Here is an 18823-nt window from a genome sequence, read left to right as displayed (position 1 = left end):
AAAGGCCTCTATTCACCATTGATTAGATCTCTGTTGCTCTCCCTTTTGCCGCTTGCGCAACAACAGATTTATACACTAAAGATTTCATCAGCAACTTTAATTCCATCCGTAGCTGCTTGAGCACTGTAATCTGCACCTACATAGTCTTTAACAATATCATCAATATAGTTACCACCAATCAGAACCTTGGTGTTTAATCCTGCAGCACGAATGGCCTCAATCGTTTCTTTCATGGATTCCTGACAGCCCGTTAATAGAACACTCATCCCAACTAGCGGGGCATTTGACTCCTTAATAGCCTCAATAAACTTTTCCTTCGAGACATCCACTCCCAAGTCTATAACATTATATCCAGACCCTTTGAGGAGCATCACGACAATGTTCTTGCCTAAATCATGGATATCTCCTTTGACCGTCCCCATGACAATACTCCCTTTATACTCTGCATTGCTTCCAATTAGGAGCGGCTCCAAAATAACCATAGAATCCTGCATAATTTCACCGCACATAATCAGTTCACCTAAGAAATACTCACCAGTTTCAAACCGACTGCCAGCCTCAGCCATACCTTGCTGGAGCGAATTAACAATTTCCAAAGGCGAAACTCCACTATCTAAACGTTCCTTAACCAACCCTGCTACCTGCTCCTCTTCTAATTCAGCAATCGCAATCGATAAAGCATCTGTTAGCATATATCCCCACTCCTTTTGATCGATATTTCTGACATTAAAATCTCTTAGCGATTTGACTTTATATCTCTGATTTCGAAGTTTTCATATATTCCGTCTTAGCGTTGTGCCCAAAACCAAATAAAATTATAGGCAAAGTCATCGAGCTTTTCCCATTCTTTTTTTGTAATTGCCTCATTGCCAGGGAACTCACCAATCTCCGCCTTTTTAACTTCCCATGGAACACACACTCCAGGATCAGGATTTAATGCTTTTTCTTTTTCAGACATTGATACCCCTCCTATCCTATTAATAAATACCGTATTTTCTAGCTGCTTCGATCATAGCAATCGCATTTTCTTTCTTAGCATCCCCCATGACGACTCCACCTGTATCTAAGATAAATCCTCCATCACAGGCTAATTCATCGAAGGTTCTCTTAATATGTTCTTTTACTTTTTCCGGAGTACCATAGGTTAACAGAGTCGTAGGCACTCCGCCTTGCAGGCAGAATCTCCCACCCAAGATTTTCTTAGCTTTTTTTGCATCCGTAGTGTCAATCTGAAAAATAATACTTTTATCCGGCAATTCCGCAATCTTCTCAAGATAGGGAGTCCAGTCCCCTTCAGCGTAGAACAACATTCTCTTCCCCTTAGCCCACATTCCCTCGATTGTAGCCTTTAAGGATGGCCAGTAGAAGGTATCCCATTGTTTAGGATTGAGGAACGGATAGGCTCCGCGATGAAGCGGCACGAAACAAGGGAAACGAGTGTCTGCTCCAGCTCCTGCCAGACCGCAATTAACATTATGGGGAGTGATTGCATCGCAGGCAGCTAAAACTTTCTCCGGCCGGCGACGAAGGTCTAAAAGAACCCCTTTCATTCCTCGTAAGGCATCACCCAAAGTGTCAAAAGGCGCTTTGGTAAACCCGGTTCCTTGTCCGACAATTCCGTTTTCCATGGTCCATTTACCCCAGGCAGCAGCCATAATTCCTCCTTGCATGGCAAAAGCGGCTGCCCCTTTGATTAAGGCCACAGTGGATCTATAGGAACCAGGATTCTCTAATTCCGTGCTAATATTCGGCAAATAGTGATTTACAAGCCATTCCGTAGGACTGGCAATAAACTCGTCGTAATCGTCTGCTTTCATGTACTCTTGCTCATTGAATTGGAAGGTTGAGTTTTCGTCCACCCCCATGCCTGGAAATTTATATAACTTAGAACCCATTGCATCAAACATCGGAGGCCACCATAATGCTGGACCACCCTTGAAAATATCGAAATCCAAGCCCGGCAACATCTCACTCACAACGTTATTACTCTTATCGAGATCATAATAAATCTCTTGGAGTGTGGTCCCTGTGTACTTAGTAATCCATTCTCCAACCCCAAAAGCTACGGGAACCATATCTGGTTTTCCACAATCCATGGCCGTCATGTAGCGCTCTAATCTCTTTTGATATAGCATTTCCTTTTCGTTCATACTGATTTCCCCTTCCTGCGTTCTCAAATTCAATTTTAACCTAACCGACTATAGCCAATAGAACCTTCCTTAGTCTTCTAACAATTCAGCACGAAAGGCTTTTAAGAATTTCTTACCAAAACGATCCTTACCTAAAAGGAAATCGTTAGTAATGACTGAGGTCATAATTTTCTTGTCCAAAGGATCGAGGATGGCCGCATCCATGTCAAAAGCCATGCAAAGGGTTAAGAAATGTCGATTGACCACCTTCCTTTTCGGCGTATTGAAAGAGATGTTACTTAACCCAGAAACCGTCTTAACCCTTAATAACCGCTTAATATCTGTAAGGCACTGGAAAAACATCATTGCATTATTGTGGCTTACTGCCTGTGGAAGTACGAGTGGATCGATGTAAAGATTTTCTAGATAGTAATTATTCTTAGCTAATATTTCAACCAGACGTTCTGAAAGTATCATTCTCTCTTCAGCAGTTTTCGGTATCCCGTTATCATCTAAGGTTAAACCGACGACAGGACACTTATATTCGAGGACTAAAGGCAGTACTTCATCAAGGCGATTTTTTTCCATTGAAATAGAGTTGACTAAAACCTTGCTCTTGTCTCCTTTAACGGTTTCCAAGCCTTTTTTAATTACTGCAGCAGAAGTGCTGTCAATACATAGAGGAGTATCTGTCACTTCTTGAACCGTTCGCACAAGCCACTCCATATTGACTGCTTCATCCCCTTGTGCAGTATTTAAATCTAAGTAATCAGCTCCTGCAGCCGCTTGTCTTAGGGCCAGGTCCTGAATAGCAGCACAATCTTTATCATTTATTAGCTGTCGAACACTAGAGATCGAGCTATTTAACTTTTCACCAATAATCAACATCTTAGAACCCTCCCCGAGCCTAATTTCTTATGGTCTTAATAATCTTATAATGTTAAAGCTATCAACTCCTTTAACTTAGTAATCAGATTATAAATAAGTATGTCTTAAAAGTTTTCAATTCGTACAGATGTATATACAAATTTTGCACTAAAAAAATAAAAGAGTTGTGTAAATGTATAGACAATTAATTGTCTAAATATTACCACGACTCCTCTGTGCAGTCAATATGGATTTTTTCAAATATTTGGATCAGTCTTAGATGCATTTAAACTGAATCCTCTTTTATCTCTAAGATTTCTCGATAAATTCTCATTGCTTCAGTGACGTCATTTGCATAAAAATCTGCACCTGTAAATTCTTTCACCTCTTGATTAACCGGATACCCACCTACCACCACTTTTACCTTATCTCTCAAACCGGCATCCTCTAATAGATCAACGACCTTCTTAATAGAACCAATACAAAAAGAAAGCAAAACACTTATCCCCAAAATTGATGCTTTCGTTTCATTGACTGCTTGTATGAATCTCTCAGGTGTTACATCCACTCCTAAGTCATGCACTTGATACCCTGATGACCGCAACAGGTAGATAATAATATTTTTACCCAGATCATGAATGTCCCCTTCAATAGTTCCCATTACGATCGACAGGCCCTTTACAGAGCCATTTGTAGGGATATAGGGCTCTAAGATCCGCATAACCCCTTTAAGTATTTCTTCTGACATAATTAAATCCGAAAGATAATAATGACTATCGCTATATTTTTCCCCGACTACCTCGACTCCCCGACGACAACTCTCAATAATTTCCACAGAAGAATACCCTGCTTTGACCCTCTCCTCAACCAGCATTAGGGTCCTCTCTTCATCAAGGTCCGCCATAGCTATTTGTAGTTCGTCTTTCAAATTAAGAACCTCCAATTAGCTTAATCTTTTTTATACCATCCATCATAGCTAGTCAGTTTATATCGGTCTCCCCGGTAAACAGCTTTACTCCATCCCACAGGCTTAAGATCCTGATCATAGACTGTCTGCTCAATCAGAAATACCGGGGAATTGGATGCTATCCCGAGAATTGACGCTTCTTCTTCAGTACATGCCGCAACTTGAAGGACTTTTTTTGCGCTCATTGGTACATATTCTGTATGCGTGGCAATCAGGCCCGGCAAACTCGGATCTTTGAGTTCCGTTTCCAGGATTGGTTTACTCTTACTGTATATTGTGTATTTCACTTCATAAGAAAGTCGTTCATCTTCAGCTGAAAGTACTGTTCGGAAATATAAGAATCGCTTGTAATCCTCTCCTAGTTCGAACTTATCCCGAAGTTCCTTATCTGCCCGAATAATTTTAGCCTCTAAGAGAGTGGTTTTATAGTTTAACCCTCTCTGTTTAATCTCCTGATTAAAATCATTGAGCTCAAAGACGATATTATCTAATTTAGGCGTAGCTACGAAGGTGCCTCTGCCTTGCTGTGCATAAACCATACCTGCCGACACCAACTCTGCAATAGCCCTCCGAACCGTCATTCGGCTAATTTCAAAGTGTGACGAAATTTCATGCTCGGTTGGTATCGCCTCACCCGGTTTGAGATCACCCCTGCGTATTTGCTCTTCGAGCAGTTTAAATAGCTGGTAATATATCGGAATCACGGAGCTCTTATCAATCATATCTGTTTGAATCACCAAAAACACCTATTCCTAACTATAATTGTCTATACATTTCAAACTTTTGCTAATTCTAGCATGCCCTTATTTGGGTGTCAACACGAAGGAGTCATTGAATAAAAAAAACAGAAGTACCGAACTGGTACATCTGTCAAGAAAATTCACCTGCCAAGACATAAATTCGCTCTTAAGTCAGGTCAGTAATTAAAGCTTAGATTAAAACTCGCTGGAATTGGCTGTCCTTGGAAAAGAGATTACGTCTCGGATATTGGATATTCCCGTCAAATACATAATAACCCGTTCAAATCCCAGACCATACCCGGCATGTTTTACTCCGCCGTACCGTCTAAGATCAAGGTACCACCAATAATCCTCTGCCTTTAAACCGGCTTCTTGCATACGACCTTCTAAAACCTCGATTCGTTCCTCCCGTTGGCTTCCCCCAATGATTTCACCGACTCCGGGAACGAGCAGATCCATAGCTGCTACCGTCTTATTATCGTCATTCAAACGCATATAGAACGCTTTAATTCCCTTAGGATAATCCGACACAAAGACAGGTTTTTGGAAGATCTTTTCTGTGAGATAACGCTCATGCTCAGTCTGAAGGTCCATCCCCCATCGAACAGGATACTCGAACTTGGCATTTTCCTTTTCCAGCAGTTCCACGGCTTCAGTATAGGTAACATGAGCAAATTCCGAGTTCAGGATATTTTCTAAACGGTCAAACAAGGTCTTATCAACAAAGTTATTAAAGAAAGCCATTTCCTCTGGAGCATTGTCCAAGGCATATTGGATCAAAAACTTCATCATTTCTTCAGCTAAATTCATGTTATCTGCCAAGTCTGCAAAGGCGATCTCTGGTTCGATCATCCAAAACTCCGCAGCATGTCTCGCCGTATTTGAATTTTCTGCTCGAAAGGTGGGGCCAAAGGTATAAACGTTTCGGAATGCCATGCAATAGGTCTCTACATTAAGCTGGCCACTCACAGTCAGGCTCGTAACCCGTCCAAAGAAGTCTTTGGAAAAATCAACGTTTCCCTCGGCATCCTTGGGAGGATTAGCCAAATCCAGGGCAGTTACCTTAAACATCTCTCCAGCGCCTTCAGCATCACTTCCTGTGATGATCGGAGTATGAACATAGACATACCCCTTTTCTTGGAAGAACTTGTGAACCGCATAGGCAATCAATGACCGTACACGAAAGACAGCCGCAAAAGTATTAGTTCTGGGGCGCAAATGCGCAATCGTTCGTAAATACTCAAAGGTATGCCGCTTTTTTTGCAGGGGATAATCAGCAGAAGCCAGCGAAAGTACCTCAATGTTCTCCGCCTTTAATTCAAACGGTTGTTTGGCTCCCGGTGAAGGGACAAGTTCTCCTTGAATACGAATTGCAGAGCTAATGGTGAGCTTGCCAATCTCCGCGAAGTTGGTAAGACTTTCTTCAAAAACTACTTGAATATTTTCGAAAAAACTCCCATCATTTATCTCTATAAAACCAAACGCCTTGGAAGTACGAACTGTGCGAACCCATCCAGACAGTTCTACTTTTTGATTGAGAAATCGATTCGTCTCTCTGTAAATTTCCTTAACCAGTGTCGATTGCATAGATTCCCTCCTGAATCCATCCTGTTAAGAATGTAAGAATTTCCTAATTTATAATTATACCTGAATAAATTCTTAACTTCAAATTACAAAACGCTTACTTTGGGTCTTCATTTCCCCCATCAACCCCATTAGCTCACTAATACTGTCACCAATCGTACAGATCGTTGCACTCATTTCTTCCGTTGAAGCGGCAATTTCCTCTGCAGCGGCCGCATCTTCTTGGCACATACCCAAAATATCAGAGACTGACCGTGTTATTGCCTGCCCCATCTGGACAACTTGCTGAACCTCTTCCTCCATGACCCCTAACATATGAGCTACAGCTTGCGTCCCTTGGGATATTTCAGAAAATTGTTCCAATGCCAGGTTTCCGATGTCTGATTGTTCTTTGATCAAATGGACCGCTTCTTCCGAAGCTTGGGCTGAGTTTTCTACATTTAAAGTCACTTGATCAATCAGCCCCGCAATCTGCGAAGCACTTTCCCTTGATCCTTCAGCTAACTTGCGAACTTCTTCGGCCACGACAGCAAATCCTCGTCCGGCTTCCCCTGCACGAGCCGCCTCAATGGCAGCATTAAGGGCAAGGAGATTCGTCTGATCAGAAATCCCAGTAATGATCTGAGTAATCCCTCGAATTTGTCCGGTTTGTTCCTTAAGAAGTTGACTTCCGGTCTGAATTTCTTCCACTTTTTCTGTAAAGGTTCGCATCTTCTCCGCTAGATTTTTCATTATTGATTCTCCACTGACTGTCCGTCCACTTACGTCAGAAGTGCTTCCAGCGATACGCTCCATATGTTGTGCCAAAGTTTGAATGCTTTGATTGATGCCTTCGCTTTGTGCACTCATCTCACTCGTACGATGAGTAATAGTTTGAGCACCACTGGCAACCTGGCTTACACTCTCGGCCACTTGGTTTGTTCCATGGGAAGTTTGATCGACGGCTAATGAAATTTCCTTTGTCGAACTCTCCACCCGTTCCACCACTTGGTTAATTGAAGAACATATTTCCTTGGTATTCTCCAGCATCTTTTTCATAGCCAGGGCTAAGGTTTCCAACTCTCCATACCAATTTGTTTTAATGTTAATTTTTAAATTACCGGTCGCAAGGGCCTCTGCATCTTCCGTTAACCGAATTATCGGCCGGGTAAGAGTTAAAGAGACAAAATATCCTGCCACTACTCCTAATACAAGCACCGCTAATCCAACCAGCAAGACCCAACGATTTAGGGCATTTAATTCTTGTACCACCCCATCCCGCGAAACTGCGGTCTTAATATATCCTTTCACGTCACCACGGTAGTCTTTGAAGGGAATGAGTGAGACATTAAACCGACCATCTCCACTCACAGTAAATTGAGCTTGTCCATCAGCTAGTGTCTTCACAGTACTTTCCGACATTGTAAAGTCATCTTGACCAGTACCCGCTAGCAACCCGCCATTCTCTTTCACATTTTTGACCATGGAAGCAGACGGATCAAGAAGATAAATAAAATAATCTCCTGGGTTCTTCTTCTGTAACGCTAGTAAAAAGTCTTCACCGAAGTCCATTCCGTATTCTACTGTACCAACCCACTGATCTTGATACTTGACCGGAACAACAACTCGGAATCCATATCCTTCGACCCCTTCTTCCAGTCCTTCCACAATCTTATGTTCTGTATTAGCCGCCACTACTGTAGGCCGAATCTTTGTCAGGTCATCTCCAAATTTTTTCGGCGAATGAGCTCTGTAAAATGAAGTGGCAGGTGCGAGATGAAATTGGAGTTGGCTAAAGCCTTCTTTCTTAATCTCGTCAAAAACGGGCTGAACAAGACGTGCAACGGTAGCTCGGTCTTGCTCTGCTAAAGCCTTCGCCACATCAGGATTCATAGTCATCGAGAGCACAGAGGACTTTGCCCGATCCATACGATTAACGAATTCATCCTGGATTCCTTGTTCTACGAGTTTTTGCGTTTGGAGTTCACTTGTTTTGAGCAGTTTCTCAGCATTCCACAAACTTGCACCGGATAAGGCCGCCACCACGACAACAATCACGATACCCGCGATGAGAGTAATTCGGGTTTTAATTGACATGGAACGTTTGGTCCCCTTAGACATTAAAAATCTCCCCTAACTCCTAATTTCTTACAAATTATTACTTTTTTCTTTAATTTTGTTACAATAAAAAACCAGCTAATTAAAATGCTGGATTAAAGCTATACAGCTGTTCAAGATTGTACAAAATTAACCTCGAAGAGAAACATATCTCTTCGAGGCCTGCATTTCATTCATTTTCAAAACGTTTAAAACCAATAAAGCACCTCTCTTTAAAAACATTTATTGCTTTTAAATTAAACGTTAAAATTTTCTATTATCTCTATAATATACTACTTCAAGCAAAACGAATGAAATTTGAGTGACATATTTAATGTCATGTATACGACTTTTTAATCAATCATTTGTTGTTATTCCTGTAAAAGAACTTCCTTAAAAAGGGAAGCAACAGAGTACTTCCCAATTATCAGAAAGTCTCTGTTGCTTTTATATTCTTTATGAAATAATAACTAGAAAACTGTGACAAACTAGCTAAGAGATTGGAAAAAAAGTCGGACAAGGGGGAAATCAAAATGACAAACTTTACATCCCAAATTGATGTTAGGAAATTCGCTCCAAAAGATAAGCAAGCAAATATTTTCAGCACATGGAACAATCTAAAACAGGGTGAAAAAATGGAACTCATTAACGATCATGACCCAAAACCGCTCTATTATTTGTTTTCTTCCGAATATGCCGGACTCTTTACCTGGGACTACCTGGAAGAGGGACCGGACGTCTGGCGTGTCGCCATTACCAAGCAGTAACAATCATTCCTTCCCAAAACAAAACCTAACAAATCTATGACCGTATTAATCGCTCAAGAGCTCCTTTAGGAGTTCGTCAGTCAAATCTTCCTCCGAATAAATTGGGATTTTATGTTCTCTCAACAGCGCCGCAGTCACTCCCTGCCCTGGAATTATTTTATGTGTAAAGCTTCCATCATAGATATAATTCACTCCACAAGAAGGGCTTCGTTCCTTAAGTATCGCCGCTGTAACATCTAGCAGCTCTGAGATTTTCAGAACTTCATTTGCCCCTTTTATGAACTGACCAGTTACTGCTTCCCCATGCTCTCCCTGTGCAAGACTCCGCCCGCTAAGGACTTCCTGACCACTCCCATTAACGATCTCCACCGGTTCCCGTGGAGTTGGCAATCCCCCCAGTTGTTCAGGGCAAACCGGAATAAATCTTCCCAAAGAGCAATATCTCAGGATTAATGAATGAGCATTAGACTCACCATTATACTTTGTATTCAGCCCCAGCAAACAAGCACTTACTAGAATCACTGTACTCTCCCTCTCATTTCGAGATACCTTGACAACCTAAGCTAATCCATCCACATCAATACCCGCCATTTTAATTAGATACATGGCGTTGCGAGTGGTTGAAATCCCTGGGCGAAGTTTATAGTCAAAATGAATCTCATCATTTTTATAATACTCACGAAAATGATAGTTGCGAATTCTTCGATCACTTTCTCTTTCCATGTCTCCCAGTTCTAAGTCATGAGTTGAAACCATGCCCATTGCTCCCGCCTTACTCAGTTGCTGAATCAAAACCTTAGCACCAGCATGTCGATCTTGCGAGTTCGTTCCTTTAAATATCTCATCTAAGAGAAAAAAGATGTTCGAATATGTCTTCGATGCACTGACGATCTGTTTGATTCTTAACAATTCCGCGTAGAAGGAAGAAATATTTTCTCCTAAGTTATCACTCACCCGCATACAGGTATAAAGTTGTAACACAGAACAGCTAAAGGACTGAGCACATACAGGCGCTCCAGCATAAGCCAAGACGAGATTGATTCCTACAGTGCGAAGTAAAGTGCTTTTTCCAGACATGTTGGAACCCGTTATTAATAAAATTCCAGAACGTTTTTGAATAGATATGTCATTACAGATCGAACCACTTAAAAGCGGGTGCCCTATTCTTACTGCGGTAATGCCCAAATCCTCGGATGCAATCTTCGGAAATCCCCATTCAGGGTGGTCAAAACTTATAATGGCCAGACTTGCTAATGCCTCCAACTCAGCAATTGTCTCTACCCAACGTCCAAGAGATCGCCCGGATTTCTCTTTCCAGGATTCTAAAGCAATCATACATTGGATATCCCAAAGTGTAAGTATATTAATGATTAAAAAAACTGCATTATTCCTGTTAGCTATCAAGTCAGCCAAACCCGATAGTTTTCTTATCTGTTCAAAGGCCGGCTTGTTGTCACGATCATATAAGTCCTTCTTTAAAGCCTGCAGGCAGTCAGATCTAAAAGATCGTTTTTCAAACCGCTCCAACATCCTTTCATAAACTCTAATATTTTCTTTATAAGAATAAACCGCATTCAAGGCCTTACCTCTCTGCTTTCCGACAAAAAGGATAATCGACTGAATAATAATACCGGTAAGTGGATACCAAAATGATACTTTTGAAGTTATAAAATATAGCAGTAAAAAGCTGATTGTCATAATCGGTAATGCACGGGCTGAAATCAAGACTCCCATTCTAAGATACGAAGAGTCGACATTTTGGGCCCATTCAATGATAGCCTTGGGAGAATTCATCTGATTCTTGGCCATCCTGGCCTCGGCTAAAAACCTCTGTCGCCAATTAAGATTTTCTGAAAGCTCCTTAATCGCCTCCTGCCTTTCAAGAATCGTCTCGACTTCTAGCGGAGCCACGGATAAGCACTCTTTCAGCTTTTCCCTCCCCCGAAAGGTCTTTGCAGTATTGATCCATTGATAAAGAGAATTGGTTCCAAAGAGGTCAAGATCCTCTGAAAATGGATGAGATGGGTCTTTAAAATCTTCCCCCTTGTCAAGGAAGGACTTCCATTCTCCTGTTAAACGCTTCAATGAATGATCATAATTTTCGTACAGTATCTGAATATAGTTTTTTCTTGCTTTTAAGTTCTGATGCCAAATAACCAGGGTAACAAAAGAGACTGCTGTTAAAATCGCTGTCCCAAGACTCCACGAAGTATTGTGAGTCATATAAAAAAAGCTTGCCAGTCCACAACCAGCAAGGAATGTGATGAGCCTAACATTGCTTAATTGGTTAATTCTACGACTTAGATTTTCCTTTCGAGAAGCATAATAATTGGACCGTTTTTGATACAGCATTTTGGGTTCATTCAACAATTTTTCCTCCTAAATTAACTTGTCCATTTTAGTTTCCAACACAGACTTTAATCGATTATCTTAAATATTATACACTAATAATTTCGCCATTGCTATATTTTGTAAATTAAACACCTCCTCCCAATTGATCTCCTCAATTTGATCATTAATTTATTTTAGCATGAGTATGTGGCGAAAAATCGAGATTACAGGAGCATAGTTCTTCATTAAAAGAAGATAAGTACCTGGAAAGCGGTATTTGCGCCTTAATGATTAAAAAATTCTTAATCAAACGGGCCTGTAACAAACCTTCAGAAAGGATGTTACAGGCCCTCAGATTTTAGCAACAAGCACATACTTCTTGTTTGCCACTGGAAACTGTTCTGCTATTACTCAGGTACTGCGCTTCTGTCCTTTGGTAATAGCTGCAGCAGGAACTGGAACTAAAGCTCCCTTTTTAATTAGATTAAATGGCTTCCCAAGCGGCAATACCTCACGTCCATAGAAGAACTTGAAAAAAATCGCTCCTGAAGTATAAAAGCCAATAAGCGAAATAACAAATTCACTCCAACCGGCTACTTTTGCGAATAAAGCAACAGGGCCCATGTTAAAGGACACTGCAGCGAGAGTAAAGAATAAGACATCAATTAGAATCATCATCAATATAAAAGGGACGTTTACTTCGAAAGAAGCTACCGTTATAAAAAGTGAGAAGATCAGGTAGCCGACAAAAACTACTCCCAACATTTTAGGATCAACCGCTGCTTTCATGCCAGCTCCAAACATTCCGTTAATTGTTGCCCAAGAAAACGCCATCCCAACCCAAAAGAAACCATATGCCCCCAGTACTGTGCCCCCGAAAATATTGCCCTTTTTAAAATCAATATTTGCCGCAATAATTTGCACAATACCACCTAATAAAGCAGCCCAAACTACCAGTAACCCTGTGGAACTGCCATTAGTAAAGCCTAGTTTAGCAGATGAAGCTACGAAGCAGACCATTGAAAGGCCTAAAACGCCAAACGCTGTCGGATCTGCGCCAGTATAACTAATTTTAATTTCTTGTGTGCTCATTGAACTGCCCCCTTATTTAATTAGTTATATGTCACATTTTGTAGTAATATAGTTAAGGAATTCATTAGTTTTAGGTATAAATGTATAAATCCAGACGATATTATTTAGTTTTATCCTCCTTTCTATCGTGCTCACCAAAAAGGATTTAGCTTTAAGATTCACTACGTCCACCTTGAACGGCTCTAAATCAGGTGATTCCGAATCTACTGAATTATCTTGCAATTTATATGCCATCGACCAAAGTTATGCCTAAATTCTTAGGAATTCCTCGCACCCTCAAACTTCTGGCCTTTTTACCTTTAACTTATCATTAGAAATCTTTATTATACATGTATCCGTCAGTTTACATCTTTTGACCCCCTTTACCTCAATTAGTCATAAGGATCTACTTGCGGAGTAAGTTTGTTTACAAACTGCTACATGTAGATTTTAGTTTACACTAAGAATTTCAAATTCTATAAAGAAGAAAAATCAGATGGGGGAATTATTGAATGGAGCAATATAAATTAGGGACTTCTTTACTGGCATTGGATTCTCTTTCTATTTATAGAGGCTTGCTGGATGATGAAGTTTTAAGCAGGCTGAAGTCACTAATTAGTTGCTTAAACCAAGCAACTAATGAATTTAGAGACGTTGTGAATTTATATAACAATTTTTATTTTGAATTGGCCAAAAGCGGTACGGTATCTTTACAAGAATACATAATTGACAAAATAGTTTTCGATGAAAATCCATTTACTTTTAAGCTGCAAGCTGTACAAACCAGTGAGTATAACAATTCTCTGGAAAAGGCAGTTGCCAATGATTTAAAAGGGCTTCAGCAAGTTTCAAAGCTTACGCCAGGGATGCTTAAGGCAGAAATAACTGAGATATTTGCTAATGACAGCTATAAAACCTTCATCGAGGGACTTCCCGATTGGGTATCAGAGTGCCAGCCTTCTAAAAGTCCTGCTCATATACAACAAATAAAAGAACTGTTTAGCCGCTCCAATCATTGGGATGAGTGTCTGGATGAGCTTAACCATTTCTATAAAAACTATGGTTGTGGTCTATTTGCTCGTTATATCGCCTTTGTATGGGAAAAATCCGATGGGCAAGGTTATCTTAAGGGGATAGACAGTCCTGATCCCATCACATTAAATGAACTGGTAGAATACCAGAACGAACGGTCAAGAGTAATCGAGAATACATTACAGTTTCTGAAAGGTTTTCCGTCCAACAATGTACTATTATACGGTGATAGGGGTACTGGGAAATCATCGACTGTCAAGGCGATACTCAACCATTATCATACCCAGGGCTTGCGCATGGTTGAGGTTCCCAAAGCCTATCTGGCTGATTTCCCATTGATTATTAGACATCTGAAGAACAGAGCTCAAAAGTTCATTATTTTCGTTGATGATCTAGTTTTTGGGGATAATGAAGAAAACTACACGTCTCTCAAGGCAGTACTGGAGGGTGGTCTTGAAAGTAAAACATCTAACATCTTGATCTATGCCACTTCCAATCGCAGACATCTGGTAAAGGAGTACTTTAGTGAAAGGGCTGGCTTGCACTCAGGCAACCATAACGAAGAAGTTCATGCAGGGGATAGTATGCAGGAGAAGCTTTCCCTCGCAGATCGCTTTGGCATAAATGTTGTATTCTCTTCACCCGATCAAAACCGTTATCTTAAAATTGTTGAAGGAATTGCTTCCAGCAGAAATTTAAAAATTAACAAGGAACGATTGCAACGAGAGGCCTTGCAATGGGCACTATGGTATAACGGACGTTCTGCCAGGACTGCCCGGCAGTTTGTAGATTGGATCGAAGGACATGATTCACTTAAAGATCAAAATGACTAGTCAAAAAGAACGCAAGCAGGATTTTTGCTTGCGTTCTTTTTATCAATTATCAGTTACCACTCTTTAAAAAATCCTTGATACCCCCCCACTCCCTAAGCTTTTCTTCATATTTTTTAGTATTCGCCGGGCTGGAAGATGTAAGCTTCAGAAACGTTATATTGGTCAGGGCTTCAAATCCGACCCATTTTTTGTAGGTCTCATAGGCCTTTCCTCCATTAAATAAAACTGTTTCTATACTGGGATAGGCCTTAAACAGACCCCTGAAATTGTTTACTTTTTCTTCCTTGATAGCTGAATCCAGGCTACCTTCTCGTAAACAATTTTCGATGACATCCCACAAGGCAATCCCCTTACTCTTGACAAATGACACCCGTTCATCAAAGCTCTTGCTGGGTTCCAATTCAAAGAGGGCATAGATTAACTTCCAAAATTGGTTCCTTGGATTGGCATAATACTCTTGTAATCTCAACGATTCTACCCCAGGCATTGACCCTAGGATTAATATACGCGAACGTTCATCCACGATGGGTTTAAATGAACTTACTTGACTCATTTATCGTTCCTCCCCATGGCTTCTGCATAACCTGCCATACTCACTTTAATCGATCCCAACTGTCTCACTCCTTCGCTCAAGCAATACGACATCACGCCAAACGCCATTCAGCTTTCCCATTTTCTTACGGAGACCCACTTCTCTAAAACCGCATTTGATATGCATAACCAAACTCGCCATATTTTCAGGAAAAATACCGGACTGTAAAGTCCAAAATCCCTCGAGTTCTGAGCATCTGATTATTTCTTTCAGAAGCAGAGGCCCGATTCCTTGTCCCCTGTGATTAAGGGATATATAAAGACTGACTTCTCCTACACCCGTATAAACACATCGACTTGAGACAGGACTTAATACAGCCCACCCAGTAACTTGATCTCCGTCGGTTGCTACCAACCGACATGACTTAACGTGGTCACGATCCCACGCCTCCCAACTGGGAGCCTCGGTCTCAAAGGTAGCGTTTCCAGTTTCGATTCCTTCAGTATAAATGTCCCTTACTTGTCCCCAATCTTGAGAAGACATCTCTCTAATGACATAGTTCATCAATTAATCCCTCTCCTATTCAGTTTGCAGTAAAAACGTAGAAATACTGAACTTCTTTAAGTTTGTTAATTACCTTAGACGTTTCTCTAAACTGAGCAAGTCCTCGATTCGTTCACTCATATAAGCATAAGAATCTTCTATCCCCTGGTTATAAATATAAGGGCCTATGTTATTTATTATGAAATCAAGAAGGAGTTCAGCGCCTAAATTACTAAGTTCTTCATCCCTCTCGTTCCAGAAGTGTCTCTTAAGATCCTCAGTAAGAACCTCTCTAACCTCTTTTTTTAAGTCTATCTCCATTTTCTGCAACCGTAATCGCCCCTTTTCGTTAATTTATCGTGTTAAGTAAATCTATTATATCAAAAATTATTAAAGTATCTTAATTCTAAGTCGCTGTTTGATTAGTTCAATAATACTAATGAATAAAAACCCTCCAATTGGATGATAATGTAAATATACCTGAAAGGAGCTTAACATAAATGGATGATTATTTTGATAACCTTGACAGCACTGAACTTAACTTAAAGTACTTTACCGAACACCATGGGGATATTTACGATGCCTATGAGAAATATGGTCATCTGATACATATGGATGGCGGCCCCTTAGATGAGAAAACATGTTGGCTAATAAAAGTAGCACTGTCTACTGAGTGCCAATACCCAAGGGCTTTAAGAACCCACATTTTAAAGGCCATAAAAAGCGGATGTACTAAGGAGGAAATAGAACACGCCATCCTTTTAGTGGCTCCCAGTGCAGGATTTCCAAGAACCATGCAAGGGGTTTTAATTCTGAGGAACTTATTAAACGAAGCAGAAGGAAATTCACTTAACTAACTCTATATTTGTTCACTGACAAATAATAACTCCATAGGACTTTAATATTTTAAGGAGAGATTTTAATTTTAGCCCTCTGCCATTTAGGTATGAGGGCTTACTATTTGGCCGGTCCTATCTAATCCTTTGTTTTCCGTCGTTACCTTTAAAATTCTTCAACCTATACCTTATTGTGATAAAATGATATACTATATTCTTAAGCAACGGCAAATTTAATAAAAAGGAACGATTAATAATGATTAGTACCAGTGGAATAACGTTAAGATTTGGTAAGCGAGCATTATTCGAAGATGTTAATGTAAAATTCCTTCCCGGAAACTGTTATGGCTTGATTGGAGCCAATGGCGCAGGAAAATCTACTTTCTTAAAGATACTTTCTGGAGAAATAGATTCTACCAGTGGTGAAGTTATTCTTACACCAGGGGAACGAATTGGGGTTTTAAAGCAAGATCACTTTGAATTCGAGGAATTCGAAGTGCTGAAAACCGTTATTATGGGCCATGCTAGATTGTACGAAATAATGGAAGAGAAAGATGCTCTCTATTCCAAACCTGATTTTACCGAAGAAGATGGGATTAAAGCTTCTATTTTGGAAGGCGATTTCGCTGAACTTAATGGTTGGCAAGCCGAGTCAGAGGCCTCAGAGTTATTAATGGGTTTAGGGATCGGGAAAGAGCTTCAAAGCAGTAAAATGAAAGAACTCAGCGGAAATGAAAAAGTTCGTGTTTTACTGGCTCAAGCCCTATTCGGCAACCCCAATATTCTGTTACTTGATGAGCCTACCAACCACCTTGACCTCCAGTCAATTATCTGGCTTGAAAATTTCCTTTATAATTATGAGAACACCGTTATTGTAGTCTCTCATGACAGACATTTTTTGAACAAAGTTTGTACCCACATTGCTGATATTGATTTTGGTAAAATCCAACTGTATGTTGGAAACTATGATTTCTGGTATGAATCAAGTCAATTAGCCTTAAGATTAATGAGAGAGTCAAATAAGAAAAAAGAAGATAAAATCGAGGAACTCCAGAGGTTTATTCAGCGCTTTAGCTCTAATGCATCCAAAGCAAAACAAGCGACCTCCCGTAAAAAGCAACTTGACAAATTAACTCTCGATGATATCAAGCCATCCTCTCGCAAATATCCTTATATTGCTTTCACTCCAGACAGAGAAGCAGGTAACAATATCCTGACTGTAAAAGACTTAACCGTCACTGTTGCAGGTGAAAAGATCCTCGACAACATCTCGTTTCTTGTGAACAAAGGGGATAAAATTGCTTTTGTGGGCCCAAATGGCAATGCGAAAACGACCTTGTTCAAAGTTTTAATGGGTGAAATTACCCCGGATAGTGGTGAGTTTAGCTGGGGAATCACAACGACTCAAGCCTATCTTCCTCTTGATAACTCCTCCTATTTTGAGACAGACTTGATTTTGGTTGACTGGCTAAGACAATTCTCAAAAGATCCTGATGAATCCTTTGTCCGTGGTTTCTTAGGTAGAATGCTTTTCTCTGGAGATGAATCCTTAAAGAAGGCCAGTGTTCTTTCTGGAGGGGAAAAAGTACGATGTATGCTCTCTCGAATGATGCTCAGCGGAGCGAACATTCTTATTTTCGATGAGCCCACCAACCACTTGGATATGGAATCCATCACTGCTCTTAATAATTCACTGACGAATATGGACGGAAACATCCTGTTCGTATCACAAGATCATCAGTTTGTTCAAACGATTGCTAACCGTATTATCGAAATCACACCAAAAGGACTTATCGATCGACAAATGACTTTCGATGAATATCTGGAAAATGAAGATGTCAAAGGGCTTTTAGAGACGATGTACAGTTGATTTTTTGGATAAATATCGGGATTGTGGAATTTTTTATTTGACATCTGCTCAAATTTTGTTATACTGATATAAGCTCGTTAAAACTAGTGGATTTAAGCAAACCTTCTCTATTACCTAAGTCTCCGGGAAGAAGTTGGTGAACTTACCATGTAGCGCGGGTAATATTTAATTGGAGGTTTTTTTATAATGTTTAATGACAAAATTCTAAATTGCAAAGACTGTGGACGGGATTTCGAATTTACTGCATCAGAACAAGAGTTTTATGCAGAAAAAGGATTCACTAACGAACCTGGTCGTTGCCCAGAGTGCCGTGCAGCTAAAAAAGCTCAAAACAGAAACAGCGGCGGCGGTGGCGGTTATGGTCGTCAACAACGTGAAATGTTCCCAGCTATTTGCGCTACCTGTGGAAAAGAAACTACTGTTCCTTTTCAACCATCAGGCGACAAGCCAGTATATTGCCGTGAGTGCTACCAACCACGCACACGCAGCAATTGGTAAATCGAATTAGATAGCAACTTAAACCTTCCCAGACTTAATTGTCTGGGAAGGTTTTTTATTTCCGTGCACAAAGAACTGTAGCTTGTGCCTGACATTTAGATGCTGGCAAGTGACCCTTTTTAGCTAAGGCAAAACATCGATACTTCA

19 protein-coding genes are annotated in these 18823 nt (G+C 40.4%); 5 read left to right on the top strand and 14 right to left on the bottom strand.

The features are described from left to right. Positions 1-68: 68 nt before the first annotated feature. From M8E35_RS13065 to M8E35_RS13030, 8 genes are all read right to left on the bottom strand, one after another. A complete protein-coding gene (locus M8E35_RS13065) occupies positions 69-692 on the bottom strand; it encodes a cobalamin B12-binding domain-containing protein (protein WP_252469572.1) in 624 nt (207 codons plus the stop codon). A gap of 95 nt (positions 693-787) precedes the next feature. Continuing rightward, positions 788-958, bottom strand: a complete 171-nt coding sequence (locus M8E35_RS13060) for a hypothetical protein (RefSeq protein ID WP_200797950.1) — start codon at positions 956-958, stop codon at positions 788-790. A gap of 19 nt (positions 959-977) precedes the next feature. Further along, positions 978-2150, bottom strand: a complete 1173-nt coding sequence (locus M8E35_RS13055; RefSeq protein ID WP_252469571.1) for a uroporphyrinogen decarboxylase family protein — start codon at positions 2148-2150, stop codon at positions 978-980. 69 nt (positions 2151-2219) lie between these two features. Next, entirely contained in the window at positions 2220-3017 is a 798-nt protein-coding gene (locus M8E35_RS13050; protein ID WP_252469570.1) for a dihydropteroate synthase, read from the bottom strand. A gap of 265 nt (positions 3018-3282) precedes the next feature. Then, on the bottom strand, positions 3283-3924 hold the full coding sequence (locus tag M8E35_RS13045) for a cobalamin B12-binding domain-containing protein (protein ID WP_252469569.1): 642 nt from the start codon (positions 3922-3924) through the stop codon (positions 3283-3285). Between the two features lie 20 nt (positions 3925-3944). Then, a complete protein-coding gene (locus M8E35_RS13040; RefSeq protein WP_200797954.1) occupies positions 3945-4685 on the bottom strand; it encodes a GntR family transcriptional regulator in 741 nt (246 codons plus the stop codon). Between the two features lie 213 nt (positions 4686-4898). Beyond that, positions 4899-6290: an asparagine--tRNA ligase gene (gene asnS, locus M8E35_RS13035; protein WP_252469568.1), complete on the bottom strand. Its 1392-nt coding sequence runs from the start codon at positions 6288-6290 to the stop codon at positions 4899-4901. A 78-nt stretch (positions 6291-6368) separates the two neighbouring features. Further along, entirely contained in the window at positions 6369-8387 is a 2019-nt protein-coding gene (locus M8E35_RS13030; RefSeq protein ID WP_252469566.1) for a methyl-accepting chemotaxis protein, read from the bottom strand. Positions 8388-8896: 509 nt separating this feature from the next. Between M8E35_RS13030 and M8E35_RS13025 the strand changes: the two genes are divergently transcribed. Continuing rightward, the gene (locus M8E35_RS13025) at positions 8897-9130 is read left to right on the top strand and encodes a DUF2249 domain-containing protein (protein ID WP_252469564.1); all 234 of its coding nucleotides are present in this window, start codon (positions 8897-8899) and stop codon (positions 9128-9130) included. Positions 9131-9175: 45 nt separating this feature from the next. On the opposite strand, the gene M8E35_RS13020 is transcribed toward M8E35_RS13025, so the two are convergent. The 3 genes from M8E35_RS13020 to M8E35_RS13010 form a co-directional block, all read right to left on the bottom strand. Beyond that, a complete protein-coding gene (locus M8E35_RS13020) occupies positions 9176-9652 on the bottom strand; it encodes a 2-thiouracil desulfurase family protein (RefSeq protein WP_252469562.1) in 477 nt (158 codons plus the stop codon). Positions 9653-9688: 36 nt separating this feature from the next. Further along, entirely contained in the window at positions 9689-11482 is a 1794-nt protein-coding gene (locus M8E35_RS13015) for a MutS family DNA mismatch repair protein (protein ID WP_252469588.1), read from the bottom strand. Between the two features lie 390 nt (positions 11483-11872). Further along, positions 11873-12553 carry an acetate uptake transporter gene (locus M8E35_RS13010; protein ID WP_252469560.1) on the bottom strand — a complete coding sequence of 227 codons (681 nt, stop codon included), beginning with the start codon at positions 12551-12553 and terminating at the stop codon, positions 11873-11875. A 491-nt stretch (positions 12554-13044) separates the two neighbouring features. Here M8E35_RS13010 and M8E35_RS13005 point away from each other — a divergent pair, with 491 nt between their 5' ends. Then, the gene (locus M8E35_RS13005) at positions 13045-14397 is read left to right on the top strand and encodes an ATP-binding protein (RefSeq protein ID WP_252469558.1); all 1353 of its coding nucleotides are present in this window, start codon (positions 13045-13047) and stop codon (positions 14395-14397) included. Positions 14398-14446: 49 nt separating this feature from the next. Here M8E35_RS13005 and M8E35_RS13000 read toward each other — a convergent pair whose 3' ends face one another. The 3 genes from M8E35_RS13000 to M8E35_RS12990 all read right to left on the bottom strand — a co-directional run bounded on the left by M8E35_RS13000 (position 14447) and on the right by M8E35_RS12990 (position 15793). Next, positions 14447-14950 (bottom strand): DNA-deoxyinosine glycosylase, encoded by a 504-nt coding sequence (locus tag M8E35_RS13000; protein ID WP_252469556.1) that lies wholly within the window; start codon positions 14948-14950, stop codon positions 14447-14449. A gap of 45 nt (positions 14951-14995) precedes the next feature. Beyond that, positions 14996-15493 carry a GNAT family N-acetyltransferase gene (locus tag M8E35_RS12995; RefSeq protein WP_252469554.1) on the bottom strand — a complete coding sequence of 166 codons (498 nt, stop codon included), beginning with the start codon at positions 15491-15493 and terminating at the stop codon, positions 14996-14998. Positions 15494-15562: 69 nt separating this feature from the next. Beyond that, positions 15563-15793 (bottom strand): DUF2164 domain-containing protein, encoded by a 231-nt coding sequence (locus M8E35_RS12990; RefSeq protein WP_309446471.1) that lies wholly within the window; start codon positions 15791-15793, stop codon positions 15563-15565. Positions 15794-15972: 179 nt separating this feature from the next. On the opposite strand from M8E35_RS12990, the gene M8E35_RS12985 reads away from it, so the two are divergent. From M8E35_RS12985 to M8E35_RS12975, 3 genes are all read left to right on the top strand, one after another. Further along, positions 15973-16329 (top strand): carboxymuconolactone decarboxylase family protein, encoded by a 357-nt coding sequence (locus tag M8E35_RS12985; RefSeq protein ID WP_229249369.1) that lies wholly within the window; start codon positions 15973-15975, stop codon positions 16327-16329. 235 nt (positions 16330-16564) lie between these two features. Beyond that, entirely contained in the window at positions 16565-18178 is a 1614-nt protein-coding gene (locus M8E35_RS12980) for an ABC-F family ATP-binding cassette domain-containing protein (protein ID WP_252469552.1), read from the top strand. Positions 18179-18364: 186 nt separating this feature from the next. Then, positions 18365-18676 (top strand): zinc-ribbon domain containing protein, encoded by a 312-nt coding sequence (locus tag M8E35_RS12975; protein WP_073031223.1) that lies wholly within the window; start codon positions 18365-18367, stop codon positions 18674-18676. Positions 18677-18823: the final 147 nt, after the last annotated feature.

The sequence above is a fragment of the Desulfosporosinus nitroreducens genome (genome assembly GCF_023897015.1).
GTDB lineage: Bacteria > Bacillota > Desulfitobacteriia > Desulfitobacteriales > Desulfitobacteriaceae > Desulfosporosinus > Desulfosporosinus nitroreducens.
Note: the sequence above shows the minus strand (reverse complement) of the source record. Positions and strands in the feature narration are given on the sequence as shown.

What these genes read in the sequence shown, in the direction of transcription:
- M8E35_RS12985 (WP_229249369.1), top strand. Translation starts at nt 15,973, where the DNA reads ATGGATGATTATTTTGATAACCTTGACAGCACTGAACTTAACTTAAAG.
- M8E35_RS13025 (WP_252469564.1), top strand. Translation starts at nt 8,897, where the DNA reads ATGACAAACTTTACATCCCAAATTGATGTTAGGAAATTCGCTCCAAAA.
- M8E35_RS13060 (WP_200797950.1), bottom strand. Translation starts at nt 958, where the DNA reads ATGTCTGAAAAAGAAAAAGCATTAAATCCTGATCCTGGAGTGTGTGTT.
- M8E35_RS13015 (WP_252469588.1), bottom strand. Translation starts at nt 11,482, where the DNA reads ATGCTGTATCAAAAACGGTCCAATTATTATGCTTCTCGAAAGGAAAAT.
- M8E35_RS13005 (WP_252469558.1), top strand. Translation starts at nt 13,045, where the DNA reads ATGGAGCAATATAAATTAGGGACTTCTTTACTGGCATTGGATTCTCTT.
- M8E35_RS12990 (WP_309446471.1), bottom strand. Translation starts at nt 15,793, where the DNA reads ATGGAGATAGACTTAAAAAAAGAGGTTAGAGAGGTTCTTACTGAGGAT.
- M8E35_RS13000 (WP_252469556.1), bottom strand. Translation starts at nt 14,950, where the DNA reads ATGAGTCAAGTAAGTTCATTTAAACCCATCGTGGATGAACGTTCGCGT.
- M8E35_RS12980 (WP_252469552.1), top strand. Translation starts at nt 16,565, where the DNA reads ATGATTAGTACCAGTGGAATAACGTTAAGATTTGGTAAGCGAGCATTA.
- M8E35_RS12975 (WP_073031223.1), top strand. Translation starts at nt 18,365, where the DNA reads ATGTTTAATGACAAAATTCTAAATTGCAAAGACTGTGGACGGGATTTC.
- M8E35_RS12995 (WP_252469554.1), bottom strand. Translation starts at nt 15,493, where the DNA reads ATGAACTATGTCATTAGAGAGATGTCTTCTCAAGATTGGGGACAAGTA.
- M8E35_RS13050 (WP_252469570.1), bottom strand. Translation starts at nt 3,017, where the DNA reads ATGTTGATTATTGGTGAAAAGTTAAATAGCTCGATCTCTAGTGTTCGA.
- M8E35_RS13065 (WP_252469572.1), bottom strand. Translation starts at nt 692, where the DNA reads ATGCTAACAGATGCTTTATCGATTGCGATTGCTGAATTAGAAGAGGAG.
- M8E35_RS13055 (WP_252469571.1), bottom strand. Translation starts at nt 2,150, where the DNA reads ATGAACGAAAAGGAAATGCTATATCAAAAGAGATTAGAGCGCTACATG.
- asnS (WP_252469568.1), bottom strand. Translation starts at nt 6,290, where the DNA reads ATGCAATCGACACTGGTTAAGGAAATTTACAGAGAGACGAATCGATTT.
- M8E35_RS13040 (WP_200797954.1), bottom strand. Translation starts at nt 4,685, where the DNA reads ATGATTGATAAGAGCTCCGTGATTCCGATATATTACCAGCTATTTAAA.
- M8E35_RS13030 (WP_252469566.1), bottom strand. Translation starts at nt 8,387, where the DNA reads ATGTCTAAGGGGACCAAACGTTCCATGTCAATTAAAACCCGAATTACT.
- M8E35_RS13010 (WP_252469560.1), bottom strand. Translation starts at nt 12,553, where the DNA reads ATGAGCACACAAGAAATTAAAATTAGTTATACTGGCGCAGATCCGACA.